Origin of the sequence: Paucidesulfovibrio longus DSM 6739, assembly GCF_000420485.1 — a bacterium.
Taxonomy (GTDB): Bacteria; Desulfobacterota; Desulfovibrionia; order Desulfovibrionales; family Desulfovibrionaceae; genus Paucidesulfovibrio; species Paucidesulfovibrio longus.
Map to the genome: position 1 here is coordinate 72,879 of NZ_ATVA01000017.1, position 19,369 is coordinate 92,247.

General features: G+C 67.6%; 16 protein-coding genes and 1 pseudogene. 12 read left to right on the forward strand and 5 right to left on the reverse strand.

Features of this window, described 5'->3' with window-relative positions; all coding sequences use genetic code 11:
* Positions 1-61: 61 nt before the first annotated feature.
* On the reverse strand, positions 62-559 hold the full coding sequence (locus tag G452_RS0114760; RefSeq protein ID WP_022663032.1) for a 3D domain-containing protein: 498 nt from the start codon (positions 557-559) through the stop codon (positions 62-64).
* 239 nt (positions 560-798) lie between these two features.
* On the opposite strand from G452_RS0114760, the gene G452_RS0114765 reads away from it, so the two are divergent.
* On the forward strand, positions 799-1,098 hold the full coding sequence (locus tag G452_RS0114765) for a hypothetical protein (RefSeq protein ID WP_022663033.1): 300 nt from the start codon (positions 799-801) through the stop codon (positions 1,096-1,098).
* Between the two features lie 121 nt (positions 1,099-1,219).
* On the opposite strand, the gene G452_RS0114770 is transcribed toward G452_RS0114765, so the two are convergent.
* From G452_RS0114770 to G452_RS19760, 3 genes are all read right to left on the reverse strand, one after another.
* A complete protein-coding gene (locus G452_RS0114770) occupies positions 1,220-1,690 on the reverse strand; it encodes an HAD family hydrolase (protein WP_022663034.1) in 471 nt (156 codons plus the stop codon).
* Between the two features lie 22 nt (positions 1,691-1,712).
* Positions 1,713-2,555, reverse strand: coding sequence for a substrate-binding periplasmic protein (locus G452_RS20785; protein WP_162141315.1), 843 nt, complete (start codon positions 2,553-2,555; stop codon positions 1,713-1,715).
* A gap of 92 nt (positions 2,556-2,647) precedes the next feature.
* A complete protein-coding gene (locus G452_RS19760) occupies positions 2,648-4,444 on the reverse strand; it encodes an N-acetylmuramoyl-L-alanine amidase (RefSeq protein ID WP_040368767.1) in 1,797 nt (598 codons plus the stop codon).
* Positions 4,445-4,787: 343 nt separating this feature from the next.
* On the opposite strand from G452_RS19760, the gene G452_RS0114785 reads away from it, so the two are divergent.
* From G452_RS0114785 to G452_RS0114815, 7 genes and pseudogenes are all read left to right on the forward strand, one after another.
* Positions 4,788-5,594 carry a glycosyltransferase family 2 protein gene (locus G452_RS0114785; RefSeq protein ID WP_022663037.1) on the forward strand — a complete coding sequence of 269 codons (807 nt, stop codon included), beginning with the start codon at positions 4,788-4,790 and terminating at the stop codon, positions 5,592-5,594.
* 2 nt (positions 5,595-5,596) lie between these two features.
* On the forward strand, positions 5,597-6,661 hold the full coding sequence (locus G452_RS0114790; RefSeq protein ID WP_022663038.1) for an NAD-dependent epimerase/dehydratase family protein: 1,065 nt from the start codon (positions 5,597-5,599) through the stop codon (positions 6,659-6,661).
* 345 nt (positions 6,662-7,006) lie between these two features.
* Entirely contained in the window at positions 7,007-8,020 is a 1,014-nt protein-coding gene (locus G452_RS0114795; protein ID WP_022663039.1) for an NAD-dependent epimerase/dehydratase family protein, read from the forward strand.
* Positions 8,021-8,077: 57 nt separating this feature from the next.
* Positions 8,078-9,817 carry a radical SAM protein gene (locus G452_RS0114800; RefSeq protein ID WP_022663040.1) on the forward strand — a complete coding sequence of 580 codons (1,740 nt, stop codon included), beginning with the start codon at positions 8,078-8,080 and terminating at the stop codon, positions 9,815-9,817.
* Positions 9,818-9,988: 171 nt separating this feature from the next.
* A pseudogene (locus G452_RS20790) lies at positions 9,989-10,651 on the forward strand (glycosyltransferase); the annotation flags it as partial.
* A gap of 74 nt (positions 10,652-10,725) precedes the next feature.
* Entirely contained in the window at positions 10,726-12,048 is a 1,323-nt protein-coding gene (locus G452_RS0114810; protein WP_022663042.1) for a glycosyltransferase, read from the forward strand.
* A 62-nt stretch (positions 12,049-12,110) separates the two neighbouring features.
* Positions 12,111-13,229 (forward strand): DegT/DnrJ/EryC1/StrS family aminotransferase, encoded by a 1,119-nt coding sequence (locus G452_RS0114815; protein WP_022663043.1) that lies wholly within the window; start codon positions 12,111-12,113, stop codon positions 13,227-13,229.
* Between the two features lie 114 nt (positions 13,230-13,343).
* On the opposite strand, the gene G452_RS0114820 is transcribed toward G452_RS0114815, so the two are convergent.
* Positions 13,344-14,354, reverse strand: a complete 1,011-nt coding sequence (locus G452_RS0114820) for a class I SAM-dependent methyltransferase (RefSeq protein WP_022663044.1) — start codon at positions 14,352-14,354, stop codon at positions 13,344-13,346.
* A gap of 453 nt (positions 14,355-14,807) precedes the next feature.
* On the opposite strand from G452_RS0114820, the gene G452_RS20795 reads away from it, so the two are divergent.
* The 4 genes from G452_RS20795 (at position 14,808) to G452_RS21700 (ending at position 19,358) form a co-directional block, all read left to right on the forward strand.
* On the forward strand, positions 14,808-15,569 hold the full coding sequence (locus G452_RS20795; RefSeq protein WP_022663045.1) for an acylneuraminate cytidylyltransferase family protein: 762 nt from the start codon (positions 14,808-14,810) through the stop codon (positions 15,567-15,569).
* Positions 15,570-15,677: 108 nt separating this feature from the next.
* Positions 15,678-17,015 carry a hypothetical protein gene (locus G452_RS0114835; protein WP_022663046.1) on the forward strand — a complete coding sequence of 446 codons (1,338 nt, stop codon included), beginning with the start codon at positions 15,678-15,680 and terminating at the stop codon, positions 17,013-17,015.
* Entirely contained in the window at positions 17,006-18,037 is a 1,032-nt protein-coding gene (locus tag G452_RS0114840) for a hypothetical protein (protein ID WP_022663047.1), read from the forward strand. The genes G452_RS0114835 and G452_RS0114840 overlap by 10 nt, the downstream gene beginning before the upstream one ends.
* A 4-nt stretch (positions 18,038-18,041) precedes the next feature.
* Complete coding sequence (locus G452_RS21700) at positions 18,042-19,358, forward strand: B12-binding domain-containing radical SAM protein (protein ID WP_022663048.1); 1,317 nt, start codon at positions 18,042-18,044, stop codon at positions 19,356-19,358.
* The last annotated feature ends 11 nt before the right edge of the window (positions 19,359-19,369 follow it).

Below are 19,369 nucleotides of genomic sequence, written 5' to 3' on the forward strand. Positions count from 1 at the left end.
TGCCCCCCTGCGCGGTCATATACAAGGGTTTCGCTCGAAAGGAAACCGACGCGGGCAGAGGCTAGATGTCGAGCAGGGCGGCGCGGGCCTTGCGGCGGCCAAAGGCCGTGGCCTGGTTCTCGTCCCACATGAACACGTCGATGCTGCGGGAAAAGCGCTTGTTCATCAGGTCGTTGATCTCGAAGATGCCGAGCCCTTCGATGCGGACCTTTCTGCCGAACACCCAGCCCTGGTCGAAGAGATCGCGGGAAACGGCGATGGTCCCGGTGCGCACCTTGCGCATGCTCGCGGCCACGAGGGGATCCTCGTCGCACTGATCCTCGCTCGGGTTGTAGGCGGTGATGGTCACGCTCTTGACCCGCTTGCTCTCCAGGAGCTGCTTTTGCAGGGCCTGGGTCACGGCCAGGGTGCGCTGTCCGCTTTCGACCTTGTATTCGGCGAGGCGCAGGTCGCGCTCAAGATTGTCGATCCGCTGATTCTTGGCTTCGATGCGCACTGCCTGAAAGAGCAGGCCCAGAACCAGAAGCGGAACAAAGGCGTATTTCACTACGATATGCATGATTCTTTCCTCCAAAGGGGAAATGGCTCTTACCCACTGACAATAGGACTGTCAATACTGCGCAAGCCACCACAAATACTGGCCTTCAGATATTTTCCCCCACCATTACACCCGCTTGCGGCACCGTTATTTTCCCCTGGCAGGCGGGTTTTTGCCCGCTGTCCGAGTTGCTGGCCTTTGAAGCGAAAATCCACTACACCGCACTCATTCCGCAGGATACAAGACCAGAAGGAGAACGCATGGCAGCCACCGTGGAAGAATTGACCGTCGCATATGAAGAGGATGGGGTGGAGATCGTCAAGGAGCTGGACAAGCGCGTGCTGACCAAGGGCGCGTGGGCCACCCTGATGTATCGCTACCAGGAGCTGAACCGCACCAGCGGGGAATTCGGGCCGGAAAAATATTCGATCCGGCGCTACCAGAAAGTCCAGGGCGACTATCGGCCCAAGTCCAAGTTCGTGATTTCCAGCGCCAAGCAGGCCCGGATGATCATGGAAATCCTCACGGAGTGGCTCCCCGCCGAGGGAGAGGACGCCTAGCGGCTCTGCCCGCTCCGGAGCGGAACGCACCACGGGTTCCGCTCGGATCAGGGGCCGCCCGGACGGCCCTGGACGATGAAAGCCTGTTTTCCGCGCCTGTCGCCGGAAAGCGGGCTTTTTTCTATCGCCGCAGGCCCGCCAGGATGCGCGCGGGCCGAAGCAGCAGGCCCAGGGCCGCGAGGATGTCCGGGGCGATCAGGTCCGCGGCCCGCACCGCCTCGGCCGAGGCGCATTCGCCCTGGACCACGGCCACGCCCAGGGCGGCCTCGGCCAGCATCAGCGCGTCGTTGCGGCCGTTGCCCACGGCAACGCAGGCTTCCGCGCCCAGGGCGCGGACCGCTTCGCGCTTGGCCTCGTGCTCTGCGCCGGGGGGGAGCACGGTCAGCCGCACGGGCAGCCCGGCCAGGGCGCGGGCGCAGCCGCCGTGCGTGTCCGCGGTGACCACGTGCAGGTCCAGGCTCCCGGCCAGGGAGCGCAACGCTCCGGCCACGCCGGGCAACAGCGCGCCGTCCAGGGCCAGGGTGCCGTTGAAGTCGAGCACGAGATGCTCCAGCCGAAGCAGGCCGAAGCCGGGGATGTCCAAGGGGATCATGCGGCCTCCGGAGGCGGTCGGGTCAAGGTTGGCCGGGCGCGGTTTCAGGGAGTCCGGCAGTCGGGTCCGGGGCCTGCCCGCCCACGCGCCAGGGCGCGAAGCAGGCGCGGTTGATCTCCGCGATGCGCCCCTCGTCGCGCAGTTCCTGGAAGGCATTGTCCAGGCGGCGCAGCAGGTCCGGGTCGGAATTGGCCTTCAGGGCCATGTAGTAGCCCGCCTCCGCCGGAATTTCCCAGACCCGCTCCACGCTGTCCAGCGGCAGGCCCTCCTTGCGCAGGAAGCTGGCCAGGACCGGGTCCGTGCCGGAAACGAGGTCCACCCGCCCGGCCAGGAGCATCCGCAGGGCCTGCTCCTGGGTGGAGGCCTGGGTGAAGCATTCGTTGTCCAGGAAGCCCCGGTCCGCGAAGTAGTGCTCGGCAAAATCGTCGCGCACCAGGCCGATGCGGTATTGATGCAGGTCGTCGATGCTCCGCACGCGCAGGTCGTCCCTGCCGGCAAGGCGGTAGAGGAAGAGCCTGCGTTCGCCGATGGGCCCGATCCAATGAAACTGCGGCTCGCGCTCGGCGTTGCGGGCGATGGAATAGATGAGCACGTCGGGCAGAGTCTGGGCCAGGACATAGGCCCGCGCCCAGGCGTAGGACTCGAAGCGGCCCTGGATTCCCGCGCGCTCCAGCACGGCCCGGACCACTTCGGTGGAGCAGCCGACCACCTCGCCGTTCCGCGTATAGTTGTAGGGAGGCCAATCCTCGGTGACGACGCGCAGGATCCCCTCGCTCCAGGCATGGGAAGGCGCGGCCAGGGGCAGGGCCAAGGCCAGGAGCAGCGCGCAGCATCCATGAAGAAGCAAGGCGGAGAGTGGTCGCATTATGAACTCATCGTATCTCTTTTCGCGGGCCGGAAGCAACCTTCGGCAGGACATTCGCGGCAAGGAACCTTTTCGGGAGGAAACCGGCAAGCCTAGTTCATGGCGAAACTTTCAATGTTCTTCTTGTATTGCAGCAGGCCCTGCACGATGCCCTCGGCGATGCGGCGGCGATATTTCGCGGAACTCAGGTTCGCGGCGTCGTTCTTGTTGCTCAGGTAGCCCATTTCCACGAGCACGGCGGGCATTTTCGCGCCCATGAGCACGTAGAACGGCGCGTGCCGATGTCCGTGGTTGCGGATGCCGTACTTCTCGCCCACGTGGGCCACGGCGCTGCTCTGGATGGCCTCGGCCAGGTCCGAGCTTTCCTCGACCTTGGAGTTGAGCACGAGGTCCGCGAGGATGAATTGCAGGTCGCTGATCTGGTGGGGCTGGACGCCGTTTTCGCGCGCGGCCACGCGCCGGGCCTCGTCCGAGGAGGACTTCAGGCTCAGGCTGTACGTCTCGAATCCCCGGATCGAGGCCTTCTTGTAGGCGTTGCAGTGCAGGGAGAGGAACAGATCGGCCTTGGCCATGTTGGCCATGGCCGTGCGCTCCTCCAGGGGCACGAAGGTGTCGTCCGTGCGGGTGTAGAGCACCTTGAAGCCTTTCTTCTCCAGCAGCGCGCCCACTTCCTTGGCCACGAGCAGGTTGATGTCCTTCTCGTAGACGCCGTTGTGCACGGCGCCCTTGTCGTGCGCGCCGTGGCCCGCGTCGATCATCACGGTCTTGATGGTCAGTCCGAGCACCTCCACGAGGTCGCCGGGGTCCACGCCCTTGGCCTGCTTGGCCGCGTTCTTGGGCGGCTTGCCGATGGAGGTGGGCGCGGGCGGACGGGAGAGGGCCGTAGGCGCGGCGTGCTTTTCCGGGGAATACACGTCCACGATGATCCGGAAGGGATTGTTCAGGTGGAAGACCTTGTGCTCCTGGAAGTCGAGCAGGTCGAGCACCACGCGGGTCACGTCCTTGTCGTTCTGGCCGACCCGGTAGCCGCGCAGGATGCCGTCCGAGATTTCCACGTTGCGGGCCACGTCCGCGCCGATGCGCGCGCTGCGCAGGTCGAGGTAGACCCGGTTGCCCTTGTCCTTTTCCGGCAGGGGGTCGAGAAATTTGTAGACGTATTCCACGGGCTGGTTCAGTTCCAGGACCACGCGGGTGTAGTCGTCGCTGGAACGGTAGCGGATCATGTCCAGGCGGGCCGGGCCGTCCGCCTGGGAAGCGGGAATCACGGGCTCCACGGAGCCGGAATCCGGCTCGACGTCGAAATCCGAAGCCGGGGCGGCAGCCGCGGGCTTGGCCGGAGCAGTCTTGGCCGGAGCGGCCTTGGCCGCCCGCACGGCCTCGGAGTCCATCTCGTCCAGGGCCTGCCGGGCCTTGGGATACATGTCCGAACCCTTGTAGTCCTTCACGATGGCGCTCAGGTCCGCATAGGCTCCGGCCTTGTCGCCGAGGCGGTCGCGCCGGATCAGGGCCGCGCGGTAGAGGCAGTCGTCGCTCCAGGAATGCCGGGGAAAGCGCTTGACCACGCGGTGGAAGAAATCCACGGCCTTCTGGAAATCGGCGTCCACGAAGCTGACCGCGCCCATCTCCTCGTAGACCCGGCCGTCGTAATAGAGGGCCTTGGGAGCGTATTCGCCGTCCGGGTCGCGGGAGTAGACCTCGGTGAAGGCCCGCTCGACCTTTTCCCATTCGGAGCGGTACTTGCTGCGGGCGGCGTCCCTGGTCAGGGCGTGGAAATCGTCGTAGGCGCGGTTGAACTGCTGGCCGATGCCCAGCGCCAGGGCAGGACGCGGCAACAGGGCCGCGAACGCCGAAAGCGTCAGAAGCACGACGGCCGCAAGAAAAAACGGCACGCGGACGGCGCGCCCGTCGGTATGATGCAAAAGGCCGCTCAAAATCACTTTTTTCCCCTGTAGGAGGCGGCGGACCTTGCGGCTCCCCCCCGCGCCCCCTGGCGGCAGCGGATTTCCCCACCCGCGCCTCTCTCCTATCTAGAAAAACCCTAAACAAATGTCCAGGCCGGAAGCGCGGATCATTGCCCTTCCAGGGCGCGCGCGGTATGTTTCCCGCGTTGCCGGACGCCCGGCAAGGCCCGCCGCCGGGCGATCCGCACCGGGAAATGGCACGGAACTTGATAACCATTGCGGAACAGCAATTCCTTCCGACAGAACCGCAACACGCAAAAGGCGACCGCTTATGACCTCTCCCGCCCTTGTTTCCATGATCGTGCCCACCTACAACCAGGCCCGATATCTCGGCCCCTGCCTCGACTCGATCTGGTTCCAGGACTACCCCAACCTGGAGATCGTCGTGGTCAACGACTGCTCCACGGACGAAACCGCCGCCGTGCTGGACGAATTCGCCCGGCAGGTGGAAGGCCAGCAGGTTTCCTACGCCTCCTATTATAATGAAGCCACGGACGAGATCGAGCGCACCTGGCACGACCGCTACCCCAAGGCCGGACGCACGCTGAAGATCCTGCACAACGAAAGGAACATCGGCTCCACCCCGACCTACAACCGGGGCTTTCAGGCCGCCACGGGCGAATACTGCACCTACATCGCCTCGGACGACATCTGCCACCCGCAGATGGTCTCCACCCTGGCCGCGCCCCTGGACCGCGACGAGGCCGACTTCGTCTACTCGGACACCTTCATCTTCGACGACGCCGGGCGCATCCTGCGGGAGTTCAAATTCCCGGACTACGATTTCAAGACCAGCTTCGCGGACTGGTACCTCTGCGGCGTGTCCAAGCTCTACCGGCGCAGCCTGCACGAGCGCTTCGGCTGGTACGACAACGACTACCTGGCCAACGACCACGAATTCTACCTGCGCATCGCCCTGGGCGGCGCGCGCTTCAAGCACATCGCCAAGACCCTCTACTCCATCCGGACCCACGAGAACCGCGAGGTCAACGTGCACAGCTCCTCCAACTGGGGCAAGCTGCTCAACGAATCCAAGCGCCTGTGCCTCAAGGCCCGGGCCGCCATGCAGGAGGCCTAGCCGTGTCCGTATGCATCGTCACCGGCTCCGGCGGGCTCATCGGCGCGCAGAGCGCCCGGTTCTTCGCGGAAAAGGGCCTGGACGTGGTCGGCATCGACAACGACATGCGCCGCTATTTCTTCGGCGAGCAGGCCTCGACCAAGTGGCAGGTCCGGCAGCTGGCCGAAAATCTGCCCCGCTACGAGCACCACGCCGCGGACATCCGCGACGCGGACGCCGTGGACAAGGTCTTCGCGGCCTACGGCAAGGACGTGCGCATCATCATCCACGCCGCGGCGCAGCCCTCCCACGACTGGGCCGCGCGCGAGCCCTTCACGGACTTCGACATCAATGCGCGCGGCACCCTGGTCATGCTGGAGGCCGCGCGCAAGCACTGCCCGGAGGCGGTCTTCGTCTTCACCTCCACGAACAAGGTCTACGGCGACACGCCCAACCGCCTGCCCCTGGTGGAGCTGGAAACCCGCTGGGAGCTGGACCCGGCCCACCCCTGGCACGCGCGCGGCATCGACGAGAGCATGAGCATCGACGCCAGCACCCACAGCGTGTTCGGCGCGTCCAAGGTGGCCGCGGACATCATGGTCCAGGAGTACGGGCGCTATTTCGGCATGAACACCGTGGTCTTCCGGGGCGGCTGCCTGACCGGCTCCGGCCACAGCGGGGCCGAACTGCACGGCTTCCTGGCCTATCTGGTCAAGTGCGGGCTCACGGGCGCGCCGTACACGGTCTTCGGCTACAAGGGCAAGCAGGTCCGCGACAACATCCACAGCTCGGATCTGGTGAACATGTTCTGGGAGTTCATGCAGGCGCCCCGGCCCGGCGAGGTCTACAACGCGGGCGGCGGCCGCCATTCCAACTGCTCCATGCTGGAAGCCATCGCCCTCTGCGAGGAGATCTCGGGCCGCCCCTTCCGCTGGAGCTACGCCGAGGACAACCGCGTCGGCGACCACGTCTGGTGGATTTCGGACGTGTCCAAGTTCAAGGCGCACTATCCGCACTGGGAATACACCATGAACGTGCGGGACATCGTGGAGGAGATCGCGGAAAACCTGGGGCACAGGCTGCGCTGAGCGCGGGCTTGCGCCCGGCGGACGATCCGGGCCGGGCTTGTGCGGCGTCCCGGTTCCATGCGAACAGTAAGTGAATGAACGTTTTTCCGGCCACTCCGGGGATCCGGCCTGAAGTCCGCAGCCGAGGCTGCCGATAACGCGGACGGAAAGGCCACGGAAACGGCGCTCCCGGCCATGCCTCCGGCGGCGGGGGCAAAGGCCGGAAGGGCGCGGCGCAGGGCGCGCTGAAGCAAGGATGATTCAGCAAGTAAAGAATCCGGCACAAGGACCGCCGGGGCCGGAACCTTCGCGGCCTTCCGGCCGTCAAGCGAACTGATCCGCAAGGATCGGCCTGAAAGGACAGACATGGACATCAAGGGCAAGAAATTTCTCGTCATCGGCGGCGCGGGCTTCATCGGCTCCCACCTCGTGGACCAGCTCGCGCAGGAAGACGTGGCCGAAATCCGCATCTACGACAACTTCACGCGCGGCTGCGAGGAAAACCTCGCCCCGGCCCTGAAGGATCCCCGCGTGCGCATCTTCGACCTCGGCGGCGAGCTGCTGCACCGCGACATCCTCGGCGAGGCCATGAAGGGCATGGACGGCGTGTTCCACCTCGCCGCGCTCTGGCTGCTGCACTGCTACGACTTCCCGCGCTCCGCCTTCGAGGTCAACATCGGCGGCACCTTCAACGTGCTGGAGGCCATGCTCCAGAACGGCGTGAAGAAGCTGGTCTATTCCTCGTCCGCATCGGTCTACGGCGACGCGCTCACCGAGCCCATGGCCGAGGACCACCCGTACAACAACGACAACTTCTACGGGGCCACCAAGATCGCGGGCGAGGCCATGTGCCACGCGCTCTACCACCGCTACAAGAACACGGACAAGGCCTTCGACTACGCGGGCCTGCGCTATATGAACGTCTACGGACCGCGCCAGGACTACCAGGGCACCTACATCGCCGTGATCATGAAGATCCTCGACCGACTGGACCAGGGCCTGCCCCCGGTGGTCTACGGCGACGGCTCCCAGGCCTACGACTTCGTCTACGTGGGCGACTGCGCCCGCGCCAACATCTGCGCCATGAAGTCCGAGGCCACGGACCAGTGCTACAATGTGGGCACCGGCATCAAGACCTCCATCAAGCAGCTGGCCGAACGCATTCTCAAGGTCACGGGCTCGAACCTGGAAATCGAATACAAGCCCGGCGGCCTGACCTTCGTGAAGAACCGCGTGGGCTGCCCGAAAAAGGCCGAGGCCGAGATCGGCTTCAAGTACGAGAAGGAACTGGACGAGGGCCTGCGACTGCTCATCGAGTGGCGCAACGCCCACAAGGCCGAAGTGGCCCGCCGCCGCAGGCAGGCGGGCATCGCGGAATAGCCCCGCGGGGCCGAAAAACTTTCAGGGGCGGCACGCCGCCCGAGCACGGAGGATCGCATGCCCAGGCCGCTCTGCTACGCGCCGTGGATCAACCTCTACATCAATGACGCGGTTTACAACTGCTGCTGCTTCTATGGTCTCGGACAAGAGCACATGCCCTTCCCGGCCAGTCGGGACGACGTCCTGCGCATCTTCAACGGCAGGGGCTTTCGCGAGCTGCGCCGCCGTCTGCTGGACGGGGACATCGCGGGCACGGCCTGCGAAACCTGCCTGGACCGGCAGCAGGGCTTCATGCGGGATCATCAGGAAAGCCATTTCTCTGCCGGGACGAGCCAGCTGAATGCCGTCCGCACGTGTTGGGAAAGCGCCAACAAAGGCGAGATCGAGGTCAGCCACGCGCCGGTGTTCTACTCCGTGAACACCTGCACCGACTGCAACCTGCGCTGCGTGATGTGCTACAACTCCAAGCTCCCGGAGCAGGCCATCAAAGGCAGCCTCGTGCCCTATGAAAAGTTCATCGCCATGCTCGACGACGTGGGCCTGGAGAACATCACCACGGTCACCGCCGTGGGCGGCGAAACCTTCATGACCAAGGATTCCCTGGCCATCATCGAACACCTGGCCGCGAACCAGCACACCGGGGTCCGCTTTTCCACCAACACCAACGGCACCCTGCTGCACCAGCGGCACGAGCTGTTGGAAAAGCTGGATCGCCTCTTTCTGGAGTTCAGCATCGAAGGCTTCGGCGAGAGCTACGAACGCATCCGCAGGGGAGCCTCCTGGGAGCGCATGCTCGCCAACTTCGAATGGTGCGCCCAGACGGCCCGCACCCGGCCGGGCTGGGAGCTGAGCGTCAATTTCGTGATCATGAAGACCTCCCTGCCCCACATGGCCGAGGTGGTGGAGCTGGCCAAGGGGCGCGCCGGGTCCATGCGCTTCACCCCGGTCATGGGCGACTATTTCGAGGAAAACATCTTCCTCTTCCCGGACCTGCTGGAAGGCATGGATTGGCGGCGCCATTTCGACGAGGCGGAGCAAGCCGCCGGGAAGCATTTCCCCGGAGCCCTGCGCTTCCTGCACTCGGCCCGGCGCCAACTGGAGCGGGCCGTGGCCCGGGAAAAGGGAGGCGAAAAGGCCGGCAACTCGATTTTCCTCAGCGCGCCGGACAGCTTCGAATTCATGCTCCGGGCCATCGAGGCGGCCCCTGGCGAGCGCGTGGCCCTGGTGGGCACGCGTCCCTGCCTGGGCGACTTTCTCTCCTGGGCCGTGGGCCGCACGCAAAAACGCCTGGTGCTCGCGGCTCCGGACATGCCCGCCACCGGCCGCCGCTATGTGGGCCTGCCCGTGGTGCGGATGGACGCCGTGGCGGACGAGGCGGACAGCGCGCTGCTGAGCTGCCAGACCTTCGAATACCGCGCCTGCAAAGACGCTCTGGCCGAGCTTCACCCCGACCTGCACGTGGGCGTCCTGCCCTATTGGGGCGAGGAGATCTACGCCGCCATCAACGAGCTTGCGGACCGGCTGGCCGGAGTTCCCCTGGTGCTCTACGGCGCGGGCGGCACGGCCGAGGTGCTCATGGAATCGACCCCCTTCCGGAACCTGGACGTGACGGCCTTTGCCGACGGCAACAAGGCCAAATGGGGCGGCGAATTCCTGGGCAGGCCCGTGCTGGAGCCCGCCCGCATCCCTGAGTTCGCCGAGGACGTGGTCATCTGCAGCGACAAGTATTCGCACCGCATCGCCCAGGATCTGGACGAGCTGCACGGCGACGCCCTGCGCGTGCACCGCATTTTCTAGGAGGCGGTCATGCGGGTGCTGGTCTTCTACGACGTGCCGGGCTGGGCCTGGTGGCACAAGGCCCAGGCCCTGGCGCGGCACATGCCCGCCGACATCCGGGTGGACCCGCTGGCCTTCGGCGCGGCCTTCGACCCGGAAGACTACGACTTCCTGATCCTCTTCGGCAGCTACATGCTCGACCTGCCCGTGCCCGTGGCCCCGGAAAAGCTGATCCTCGGCCTGAGCAACAACGGCCCGTGGTACGTGGATTCCGTGCGCACGCCGTACCTTGAGGGGCGGGTGGGCGCGGTCTTCGCCAACAGCGCCATCGGCCGGGAGCTGCTCGCCCTGGACGGGGCCTTCTGCTGCCAGAACGGCGTGGACGCCGAGTTCTTTTGTCCTGGTCCGGGCCGCGACGAGGAATTTTCCCTGGGCTGGGTGGGCAATCCCAACTCGGACGTGAACAAGGGCCTGGACCTGATCCGCGCGGCCTGCGAGCGCACGGGAACCCCGCTGCGCACCGTGGCCCACGACGCCTCCAAGGGCGACGCCTCCGGCATCCGGGGGCACGAAGTGCTGCGCGACGAGGTCTACCGCCGCTGCCACGCCTACGCCTGCGCCTCGGAGTTCGACGGCACGCCCAATCCCTGCCTGGAAGCCCTGGCCTGCGGCACCCCCCTGCTGACCACGCGCGTGGGCAACATGCCCGAAGTGGTCCGCCACGGCGAAAACGGCCTGTTCGTGGAGCGGAGCGTGGACGACATCGCCAGGGGCATCGAGCGGCTCCGGGCCATGCCGCCGCAGCCGCTGCGCCGCGCGGCCCGCAGGAGCATCGAACAGGGCTGGACCTGGCCGCAAAAGACGGCCCGCTACGAGGCCATGCTCCGAACCCTGGCCGCCCGGCAGGCGGATGCGGACGGGAAAAGCCAATGAACGCCGCGCTGCGCGTGCTCTGCATCGGCCATGCGGACAGTCCGCAGTTTTCCCAGCGCTGCGCCCTGCTGCGGGGCGCGGGCTTCCGCGTCACCGAGCTGACGGGCCGGGCCGCCCCCGCCACTCCCGGCGCGGACGCGGCCCAGCCGCGCGGTCTGCCCCTGGGCCGCTGCTGGCGGCTCACGGCCCTTACCCGCTGCGTGCATTTTTTCGCGCTGGCGCGCGCCCTCGACCCGGACGTGATCTTCGTGCAATACGCCCAGGGCCTCTGGGCCTGGCTGGCCACGGCCACGGGCCGTCCCGTGGTCGTCAGCGTCATGGGCGGGGACGTGCTCTTCGACGAGCAGCACGATCCGGGCGCGGTGCAGCGCGCGGCCACGCGGGGCTGCCTGCGCCGGGCCGCGCTCGCGCTCTGCAAGTCCGAATACCTCGCGGAGCGGGTCCGGGCCATGCGCCCGCGCGGCCAGGTCCGCGTCATGGCCTGGGGCGTGGACCGCAGCCTGTTCCGGCCTGCGAGCGCGGGCGGGGAAAAGCGCGCGGAGCGACGCGCCGCCGGGCTGCCCGAATCCGGCCTGCTGCTGCTCGCCCCGCGCGCGCTCCAGCCGCTCTACAACCCCGGCGTCATCCTCCGGGCCTTTGCCCGGAGCGGGCTGGCGAACCAGGGCGCGCACCTGGCCCTGTGCACCTTCCGCGCGGACCCGGCCTGCGAGGCCGGACTGCGGGAGCTTCGCCGCGAGCTGAACCTGGAGAAAAGCGTGCTTTTCCTCCCGCCGCAGGACGCCGCGGGCATGGCCCGGCTCTACCGCGCCTCGGACCTGGGCATCTCCGTGCCCGAATCGGACGGCCTGCCCCAGACCCTTTTCGAGGCGGCGGCCTGCGGCCTGCCCCTGATTCTGCGCGACCTGCCCAACTACAACGAAGTGCTCCGCCACGGCGAGCAGGCCCTGCTCGTGGCGGCCAGGGGCAGCCGGGCGCGGCCCGTGGAATTCCGGCCGGACGAGCTGGCCGCGGCCCTGCGGCTGCTGGCTGCGGACCCGGACCTGCGCGCGGCCCTGGCCCAGGGCGCGGCCCGGCTTCTTCAGGAGCAGGAAGCGCGCTTCGGCGACGGCCTGCTGCCCGAATTGTTTCAGGAAGCGGCCAAGAGGCCCGGAGCGGGCCGCCTGGCGCGCGCCGCCCAGACCCTGCGGGCTGCCGCCTGCCTCTTTGCCGGACCGGCCCCGGCCGCACGGCAGGGTCAGCCGACCTTTTCCGGCTTTCGGAGCTACTTCAGAGAACTGGCGCACCCGCTCCCCGGCCGAAACGCGAGTCGGAAGGCCTGAGCGATGATCAAGAACACTCGCGGACAGCACATGTCCCGAAACATAGCATGCGAGGCGAAACCATGTTCGACATCCCCCTGATCCGGGCCGTCATCGACGACAACGTGAAACAGCGCGTGATGGACGTGCTCGACAGCGGCTTTCTCACCGAAGGCCCGGTGACGCGCGAGCTGGAAGAGCGCATGGCCGCCTATGTGGGCGCGCGCCACGCCCTGGCCGCCACCTCCTGCACCACGGGTCTGGAGCTGGGCCTGCGCGCCCTGGGAGTCGGTCCCGGCCACGAGGTCGTGGTCCCGGCATACACCTACCCGGCCACGGCCGCGGCCGCCCGCATCGTGGGCGCCCGCCCGGTGATCGTGGACGTGGACCCCGAAACCATGCTCATGGACATGGACGCCCTGGAGGCGGCCCTCAGCCCGGCCACCCGCGCCGTGATTCCCGTTTCCCTGTTCGGCAACCCCGTGGACCACGCCCGGCTGGACGCGCTCAAGGAGCGGCACGGATTCGCCGTGGTCGAGGACGCGGCCTGCACCCTCGGCGCGCAGTACGCCGGAGCCAGGGTGGGCGCGCGGGCCGACGTCACGGTCTTCAGCCTGCACCCGCGCAAGTTCATCACCTCGGGCGAAGGCGGCATCGTGACCACCGAGAGCGACGCCCTGGCCGACGCCATGCGCTCCTACAAGCATTTCGGCATGCGCTGCGAAGACGGACAGCTGGACTCCCTGGAGTTCGTCGGGCCGGGCACGAACTACAAGCTCTCCAACGTGCTCGCGGCCATCGCCCTGGGGCAGATGGACCGGGTGGACGAGCTGCTGGCCGAGCGCCTGGCCCTGGCCGCGACCTACCGCGAGCTGCTGGCCGGAATTCCGGCGGGCGCGGACATCCGCCTGCCCCGGACCACGCCCGGCGGCGTGCACTCCTACCAGACCTTCTGCGTGCTGCTGGCCAACCGCGACGCCGTGCGCGAACGCATGCGCGCGCGGGGCGTGGAGGCGCAGATCGGCTCCTACGACATCGCGGCCCAGCCCGCGTTCCAGGGCCGGGACTGCACCATCGTGGGCGACTGCCGCAACGCGGCGCGGGCAGCGGCCCAATGCCTGGCCCTGCCCCTCTTCCACGGCATGACCCGCGCCCAGCAGCAGCGGGTGGTGGAGGAACTGCTGGCCGCTGCCCAGGCCTAGCCGCGGAAACCCGCCCGCCTCCGGGGGAACGCCCGACGCAAAACGCCCCTGCGCACCGGACATCGGTTGCGCAGGGGCGTTTTCCCTCGTTCGGCGTACCGGCCCGATACGCTGCTAGATTTCCATCAGAATCCCTGCCCAGCAGAGCCAAAGCCGTTCCGCGCTCGGCAGTGCCGCAAGAGCCGCGAAGATGTGGTCGTCCACGCGCTGCCCGGCCTGGGCCTCGAAATGTTCCCGCAATGCCGACCCGGAGTCGCGCTCCAGATCCTGAAAAAAGCCGTACCAAATCGGCTCGTCCGCGAAAACCACCTGTTCCGGGGGCACGCCGTTGGCCGCGAGCGCGGCAAAGACCTCCTGCGCGTACCAGCTGCAAATGCAGTAGCGCACTGCCGGATCGCGGGCCTGGTCCGAGTCGAGCAGGGTGGACTCCTCCACCCCGGCCAGGCGGGCCAGCAGCCGCCCGCGCTTGCCCCGGCCCACGATGCGCATGCGCCCCGCGCGCAGGTCCGCGAAGTCCCGCTCGCCCCGGTCCACGAACCCGGCGAGGTGGTGCTCGTCGCAGGCCCGGTGGCGGGCCACGATTTTCGCCAGCAGCTCGGCGTCCGGCAGGGGCGCGGCGGAATCGAGCCTCCCCGTGAAGAGCGTGCGGGCGTAGCTCCAATCCCGCAGCCGTCCCGTGGCGGCCAGGGCGTCGCAGAGAATCTGCAGCGGGGGAAACCGGGGAGCGTAGTCGTGGAAGGCCACGGGAGCGCCGTCCGGCATCAGTGCGCTCAGGGACAGGAAATCGGTCCAGGCCCAAAGCAGGGTGTGGCTGCCGTCGATGAAGAGCATGTCCACGCGCTCGTCCGGGTGGGCCTCGGCATAGGCCGGGGAGGCGGCCAGATGGAACCGCACGCCCTCGGGCGGGTTCGTGGCCGCGATCCCGGCCCGCTTGTCCCGAATGTCCAGGCTGTGGACCTCGCAGCCGGGCGCGTTGGCCCGCAGCATGCAGCTGGTCAGCCCGCTGGAGGTGCCCACCTCCAGAATGCGGGATCCGTCCGGCAGGGCCGAGGCCAGCCCGCAAAGGGCAAGTTTTTCCTCAAGGTGCAGCATCCCCTCAAACTCGGTGGCAAGAGCCTTGGCCATGTTCCTCCACTCCTCGCGGCCCAGCGGGCGTTCGTTCGGTTGCTTAAGACCCCGTACCGGATCGCACCTGGATTGGAAAGCCCGAGGCGCAAAGACGCCGGTCGCGATGCGGGTCGCTACCGGCTTGCAGAAATCGGGCCGGGCTCCGGCCGCGTTGGCATGATCCATGAAGGAAATGAGAGCAGTCGCCCTGGACGGCGAAATCTGCCTGAAATCCGTCGCCCGAAGTGGTGCGAGCAGGATAAACCAATGGTCGGGGCGGATTCCCCGCTCCCCGAGGCGTCAAGAAACCGTCGAGAAGGGCCGCCCCAAATCCTTCATGCACTGAAGAAAGAAGAGGGTGGACAAAATAGCGGCAGGCATCTTAAGTGTTGCGGCAGAAGGGTCGAAGAGATCGACAGAGGCACGCGGCGTTGGAAAATCATTCACCTTCAGAATGAACGGAGCGCAGACATGAGCCCGAAGCAGGAATGCATCGCCATCATCCCGGCCCGCGGGGGCTCCAAGGGCGTGCCGCGCAAAAACATCCGCCCGCTGGGCGGCAAGCCGCTCATCGCCTGGTCCATTGAACAGGCCCTGGCGAGCGGCGTGGTCGACCGGGTCGTGGTTTCCACCGAGGACGAGGAGATCGCCGAGGTTTCCCGGCAGTGGGGCGCGGACGTGCCCTTTCTGCGGCCCATGGAACTGGCCGGGGACACCAGCATCGTGGGCGAGGCCGTGAGCTGGACCCTGGACCGCCTCTCGCGCGAGCAGGGCGTGCTGCCGAGCCGCCGCCTGATCCTCTACCCCACGCACCCCTTCCGCACGCTGCCCATGCTCCGCGAGGCCGTGGCCGCCCTGGACAGCGGCAGCCAGAGCGTCCATACCGTCCGGGTCATCCACGACAGCGCCGAGCGATACGCGGTCATGCGCGGCGGCCGCCTGCGCCAGATCGCCCCCCGCCTGCCGGGCGCCAAGCCGGGGGCCTACAACCGCCTCTACGGCCTGATCAACGGGTCGCGCTCCCCGGAAACCGGCGGCCCGACCACCCTGCTTCCCGTCACCGACGCGGTGAACCTGATGGACATCGACACCTACGAGGACTTCGAGCTGGCCGAATTGATTCTGGCTCACGGGCTTTACGATCCGCAGGGATCCTGTGATCGGAGCAGAAGTGCGAGTGCGACGCGTGAGGGTGACGACGGGACCATGCGGGGCAGGGGACGATTGACGTGACGCCCGGAGCGACGCCGGAGGCCCGCAGGCGGGCGCGGTTTTCTCCGAAATCATTTACTTTGCGAATAAACAAACCGCACTGCGCAGCGGATCAGGAAAAAGCGAGACATGACGGGTAACGGTGCTCACATCGGCGTGCTGATGCCGATCTACTTCTCCCCCGGGGAGGCCTGGTGGCGCGAAGCCGCGAACGAGGCCGTGCTCCTGGGCGAGCTGTCGCGCCTGGCCCGCATGGGCGGCACGGAGGGCACGGGCGACCTGATCGGCCTGCGCGCGCCGCTGGTCGTCACGGACGAAGCCGGGCTCGCCCGGAAGCTGCGGGAGGCGGGACTCTCCGTGCTGGACGGCCCCTCGCCCTCGCCGGAATCCCCGTCGCTGCTGCCGCTCGGCTCGCGCGCCGCGCTTCGGGAGCTGGCTCCGGACCGGGACGCGCGTCTGCTCCTGCTCGATTTCCGCCGCCTCGCCGCCGTGGCCGAAGACTGCCGCGCCGTGCTGCGCGCCGCAGGGGAGGCGGGCATGGACGCGGCCGGAGTCTGGACCACGGTGCTCCAGCCCAGGGACCACCCCTGCCAGCTCCGGCGCCACATGACGGTGCGCGAGACCGGATTTCTGCATTGCCTGGACCCCGCTCCGGAGCTCCTGCGCCGGGGCTACCGCGCGTCCCTGCCCTACCAGGCCATGCACGGCTTCGCGCACGAGCCGGCCGGAACCTGCTTCCGGCCCGAACTGGCCCCTGCCGGAGAGCCTTTGCGCCACGGCGAGGAGGCCGACATTCTTCTGCGCAGCTCCGGCGACGGCGCGGCCCGCTGTTTGGTGAGCGAGCAGCGTCTCGCCCGCATGGCTCGGCGGCTCCGGCTGCCGTCCGAGGCCCGCATCACGGGCTTCGCCTGCGAGCCGCTGTTCCCGCGGGACGCCCTGCTCTTCGAGCGCGACGGCCAGACCTGGCTGCTTGTCGAGGCGCTGCCCGACGACGCCGAGGAAACCGGCGCGCTGGCCTCCATCCAAAACAGGGACCACTACCACGAACATGTCTGCGCCATCGGAATCCCCTGCCGCCTTCCGGTTCCGGCCGTGGGTCCGGGCATTCCGCTGTGCGTCGTCAACGAGGGCGCACAGGGCTCGGCCCCCGCGCTGAGCATTCCCTTTCAGGAATCCCTGGGGCTCTGGAGCATGGATTCCGACGGCGAAATGCGCAATCTGACCGAGGGAACCCGCATTTCGGGACGCCAGACATTCCCCGAATGCTATCTCGTGGAGGCGGTCGCGACCCTGGGCCGCGCTGTGGATCTGGCCCGCTTCGACGCGCTGCTCGCCGAGGGCGGGGTCAGCGGCGTGCCGGTTTCCGAGGAACGCCTGATCGTCAGGAACCGCCTCGACCTGCTGCGCCACAGGGTTGCCTGCCCGGCGCGGCTCCCGGCCGAGGCCAAGGAGGCGACATGCCCGTAAGCGACCTGAGCGCCCTGCCCCTTGCTGCGCCCTCTCCGGCAACGGAATCCCCGGCCCCGGCTCTGCCCGGATGCGACGTCCTGGGCCTGCTCGCGGGGCCGTTCCTGACGCATGGTTCCCCCACGGCCTGCGCCGCGCTGAGCGGGCTTTTCGGCGGACTTCAGCCCGCCGCGACCCCGGACGAAACCCTGCCGGAATTCGGCCTCGCCCCGCTGGAGCGCCGCAGGCTGGACACGAATACCGCGCTGGCCATGCGGCCCGACAGCGTCCGCAGCGAACTGCTCTTTTTCCATGACGGACGGTTCCACCGCTACGACACCGCCGGCGGGAAGACCGTTCCGTTCGGGCCGAACATGGGCGCGTCCCAGGGCTGCTTCGGCGGGGCCGACGGCCGGGTCTGGTTCAGCCATCCCCGCAAGGCCGAGGCGCTCCGCTACGGCCCGGACGGCGAACTGGAACAACGGCTTCCCCTGCGCAACGAGCGCGGCGAGGCCATGCAGCCCTTCTGGGGGGCGTGCTGCCTGCGCGACGGCCGCGAGGAACACTACTACATCGCCAGCGCGGACCGCGAACGGCTGCTGCTGCACGTGGACCCGGAAACCGGCGAGAGCGAGACCATGCGTCCGGGACTGGTCAGCCAGCCCACCCGCATCGCCTGCGTGGGGCGGCGCATGCTCGTGCTCGACTCCCGCAACGCCCTGCTGGTGCTCGACGCGACGCGGTCCTTCCGCGAGCCGCGCGTGGAGCGCGTGATTCCGGTGCCCACGGACACGGCGCACGTCATCACCGCGCCCCACGGCATCTATCTCTGCGGGATATCCTGGATCAGCCGCATGGACGCCGACCTGCGCAGCCGCGGCAGCGTCCGGCTGGACAGCCTGCCCGGCCTGGAACGGGGGCTGCGCTGGCCGAGCATGGTCATCACCGAAAACAACGGCCCGGAGCTCTGGGTGCTGGACTGGTGCACCCGCGACCTGATCCGGCTCTCCCTCCGCCTGCCCGGCCAGTCCATTCAGGAGTAAGAACATGAAGACCCTGATCTGCAAGTATCGCAACACTTCCGGCGCCCTGTACTGCCACCAGATCGTCCCCCTGCCGGACGGCGCGGTCTTTTCCAGCGAGATCATCATCGCCTACGCCTTCCTGCGCGACAACCTGCCGGGCGGCTGCGACTACCTCGAACTGGACTTTCCCATGCAGCCGGAAACCGCCGAGGAACTGGTCCGGCGCTACGACACCATCGTCTATTTCGCGCCCTTCCCGAACTCCGAGAACCTGGACGTGCTCGCGATGCTCCCGCAAATGGCCGTGGAGCGCGGCGTGCGCACGGTCTTCGTCTGCCGCGAGTTCGGCTACACCCGCGACCTCGTGGCGCGCTATCCCCTCGGACACGCGGCCCTGGACTGCACGGACATCGTGGCCGGGCTGGACCACCTGCTCCAGGGAGGGTTCTTCGAGGCCGCGCCCCAAGGCCCCTGCCTGCACCTGGACGACAAGGCCGTGCCACCGGAGACGCGCCTCTACCGCGACATCTCCATTCTGGACGCGCCCGAGGTCACCAACGACCCGGCCTACAAGACCCATCCGGAAATCCGCAGCCAGCGCTGGTATCTCATCGGTTCCGGCTGCGCCCGGCACTGCTCCTTCTGCCTCTGGAACGGCTCCTGCCACCGCAACCGCGACCTGGACATCCTGGAGCGCGAGTTCGAGTGGCTGGAAGGCGGGGCCGAATACTGCCATCCGAACCTGTTCTGGAAGCGCTCCTGGAACGAGGACTACCTCAACCGCATCCGCCGCTTCCCGTCCAAAAGCTACCTCAAGGGCACGGCCCACATCGCGGACCTTTACGCCTGCCGCGACCTGCTGCCCGCATGGCGCGACGTCGGCCTGCATACGCTCAGCGTGGGCATCGAAAGCGCCCACGAGCGCGTCCTGAGCTCCATCGGCAAGACGGACAACGACATGGAAAAGCTGCGCGAGGTCAGCCGGATCCTGCGCGACCTGGACATGGAGCTCTACGTCAACCTGATCATCGGGCTGCCCGAGGACGGCAACGACTCCCTGAAGCAGACCTACGACCTTATGGGCGAGATGGGCTTCTACACCAGTTGCTGCTCCTTCCTGGTGCCCTATCCGGGAACCAAAGTGTACCACGAGATCCTGGACAGCGGCCTCTGCACCGCCGAAGACCTGAGCCTGGAAAGGCACATGGACTTCTACGCCAACCGCAAGCGCACGGGCGAGCGGCCCCGCGTGCGCACCCGGCACATCGGCGAGGACGACCTCTGCCGCTGGTACGAGACCTTCCGCAGCAAGCTGCACGGCAACCCCATGGACATCTGAGCAGAGGAAAC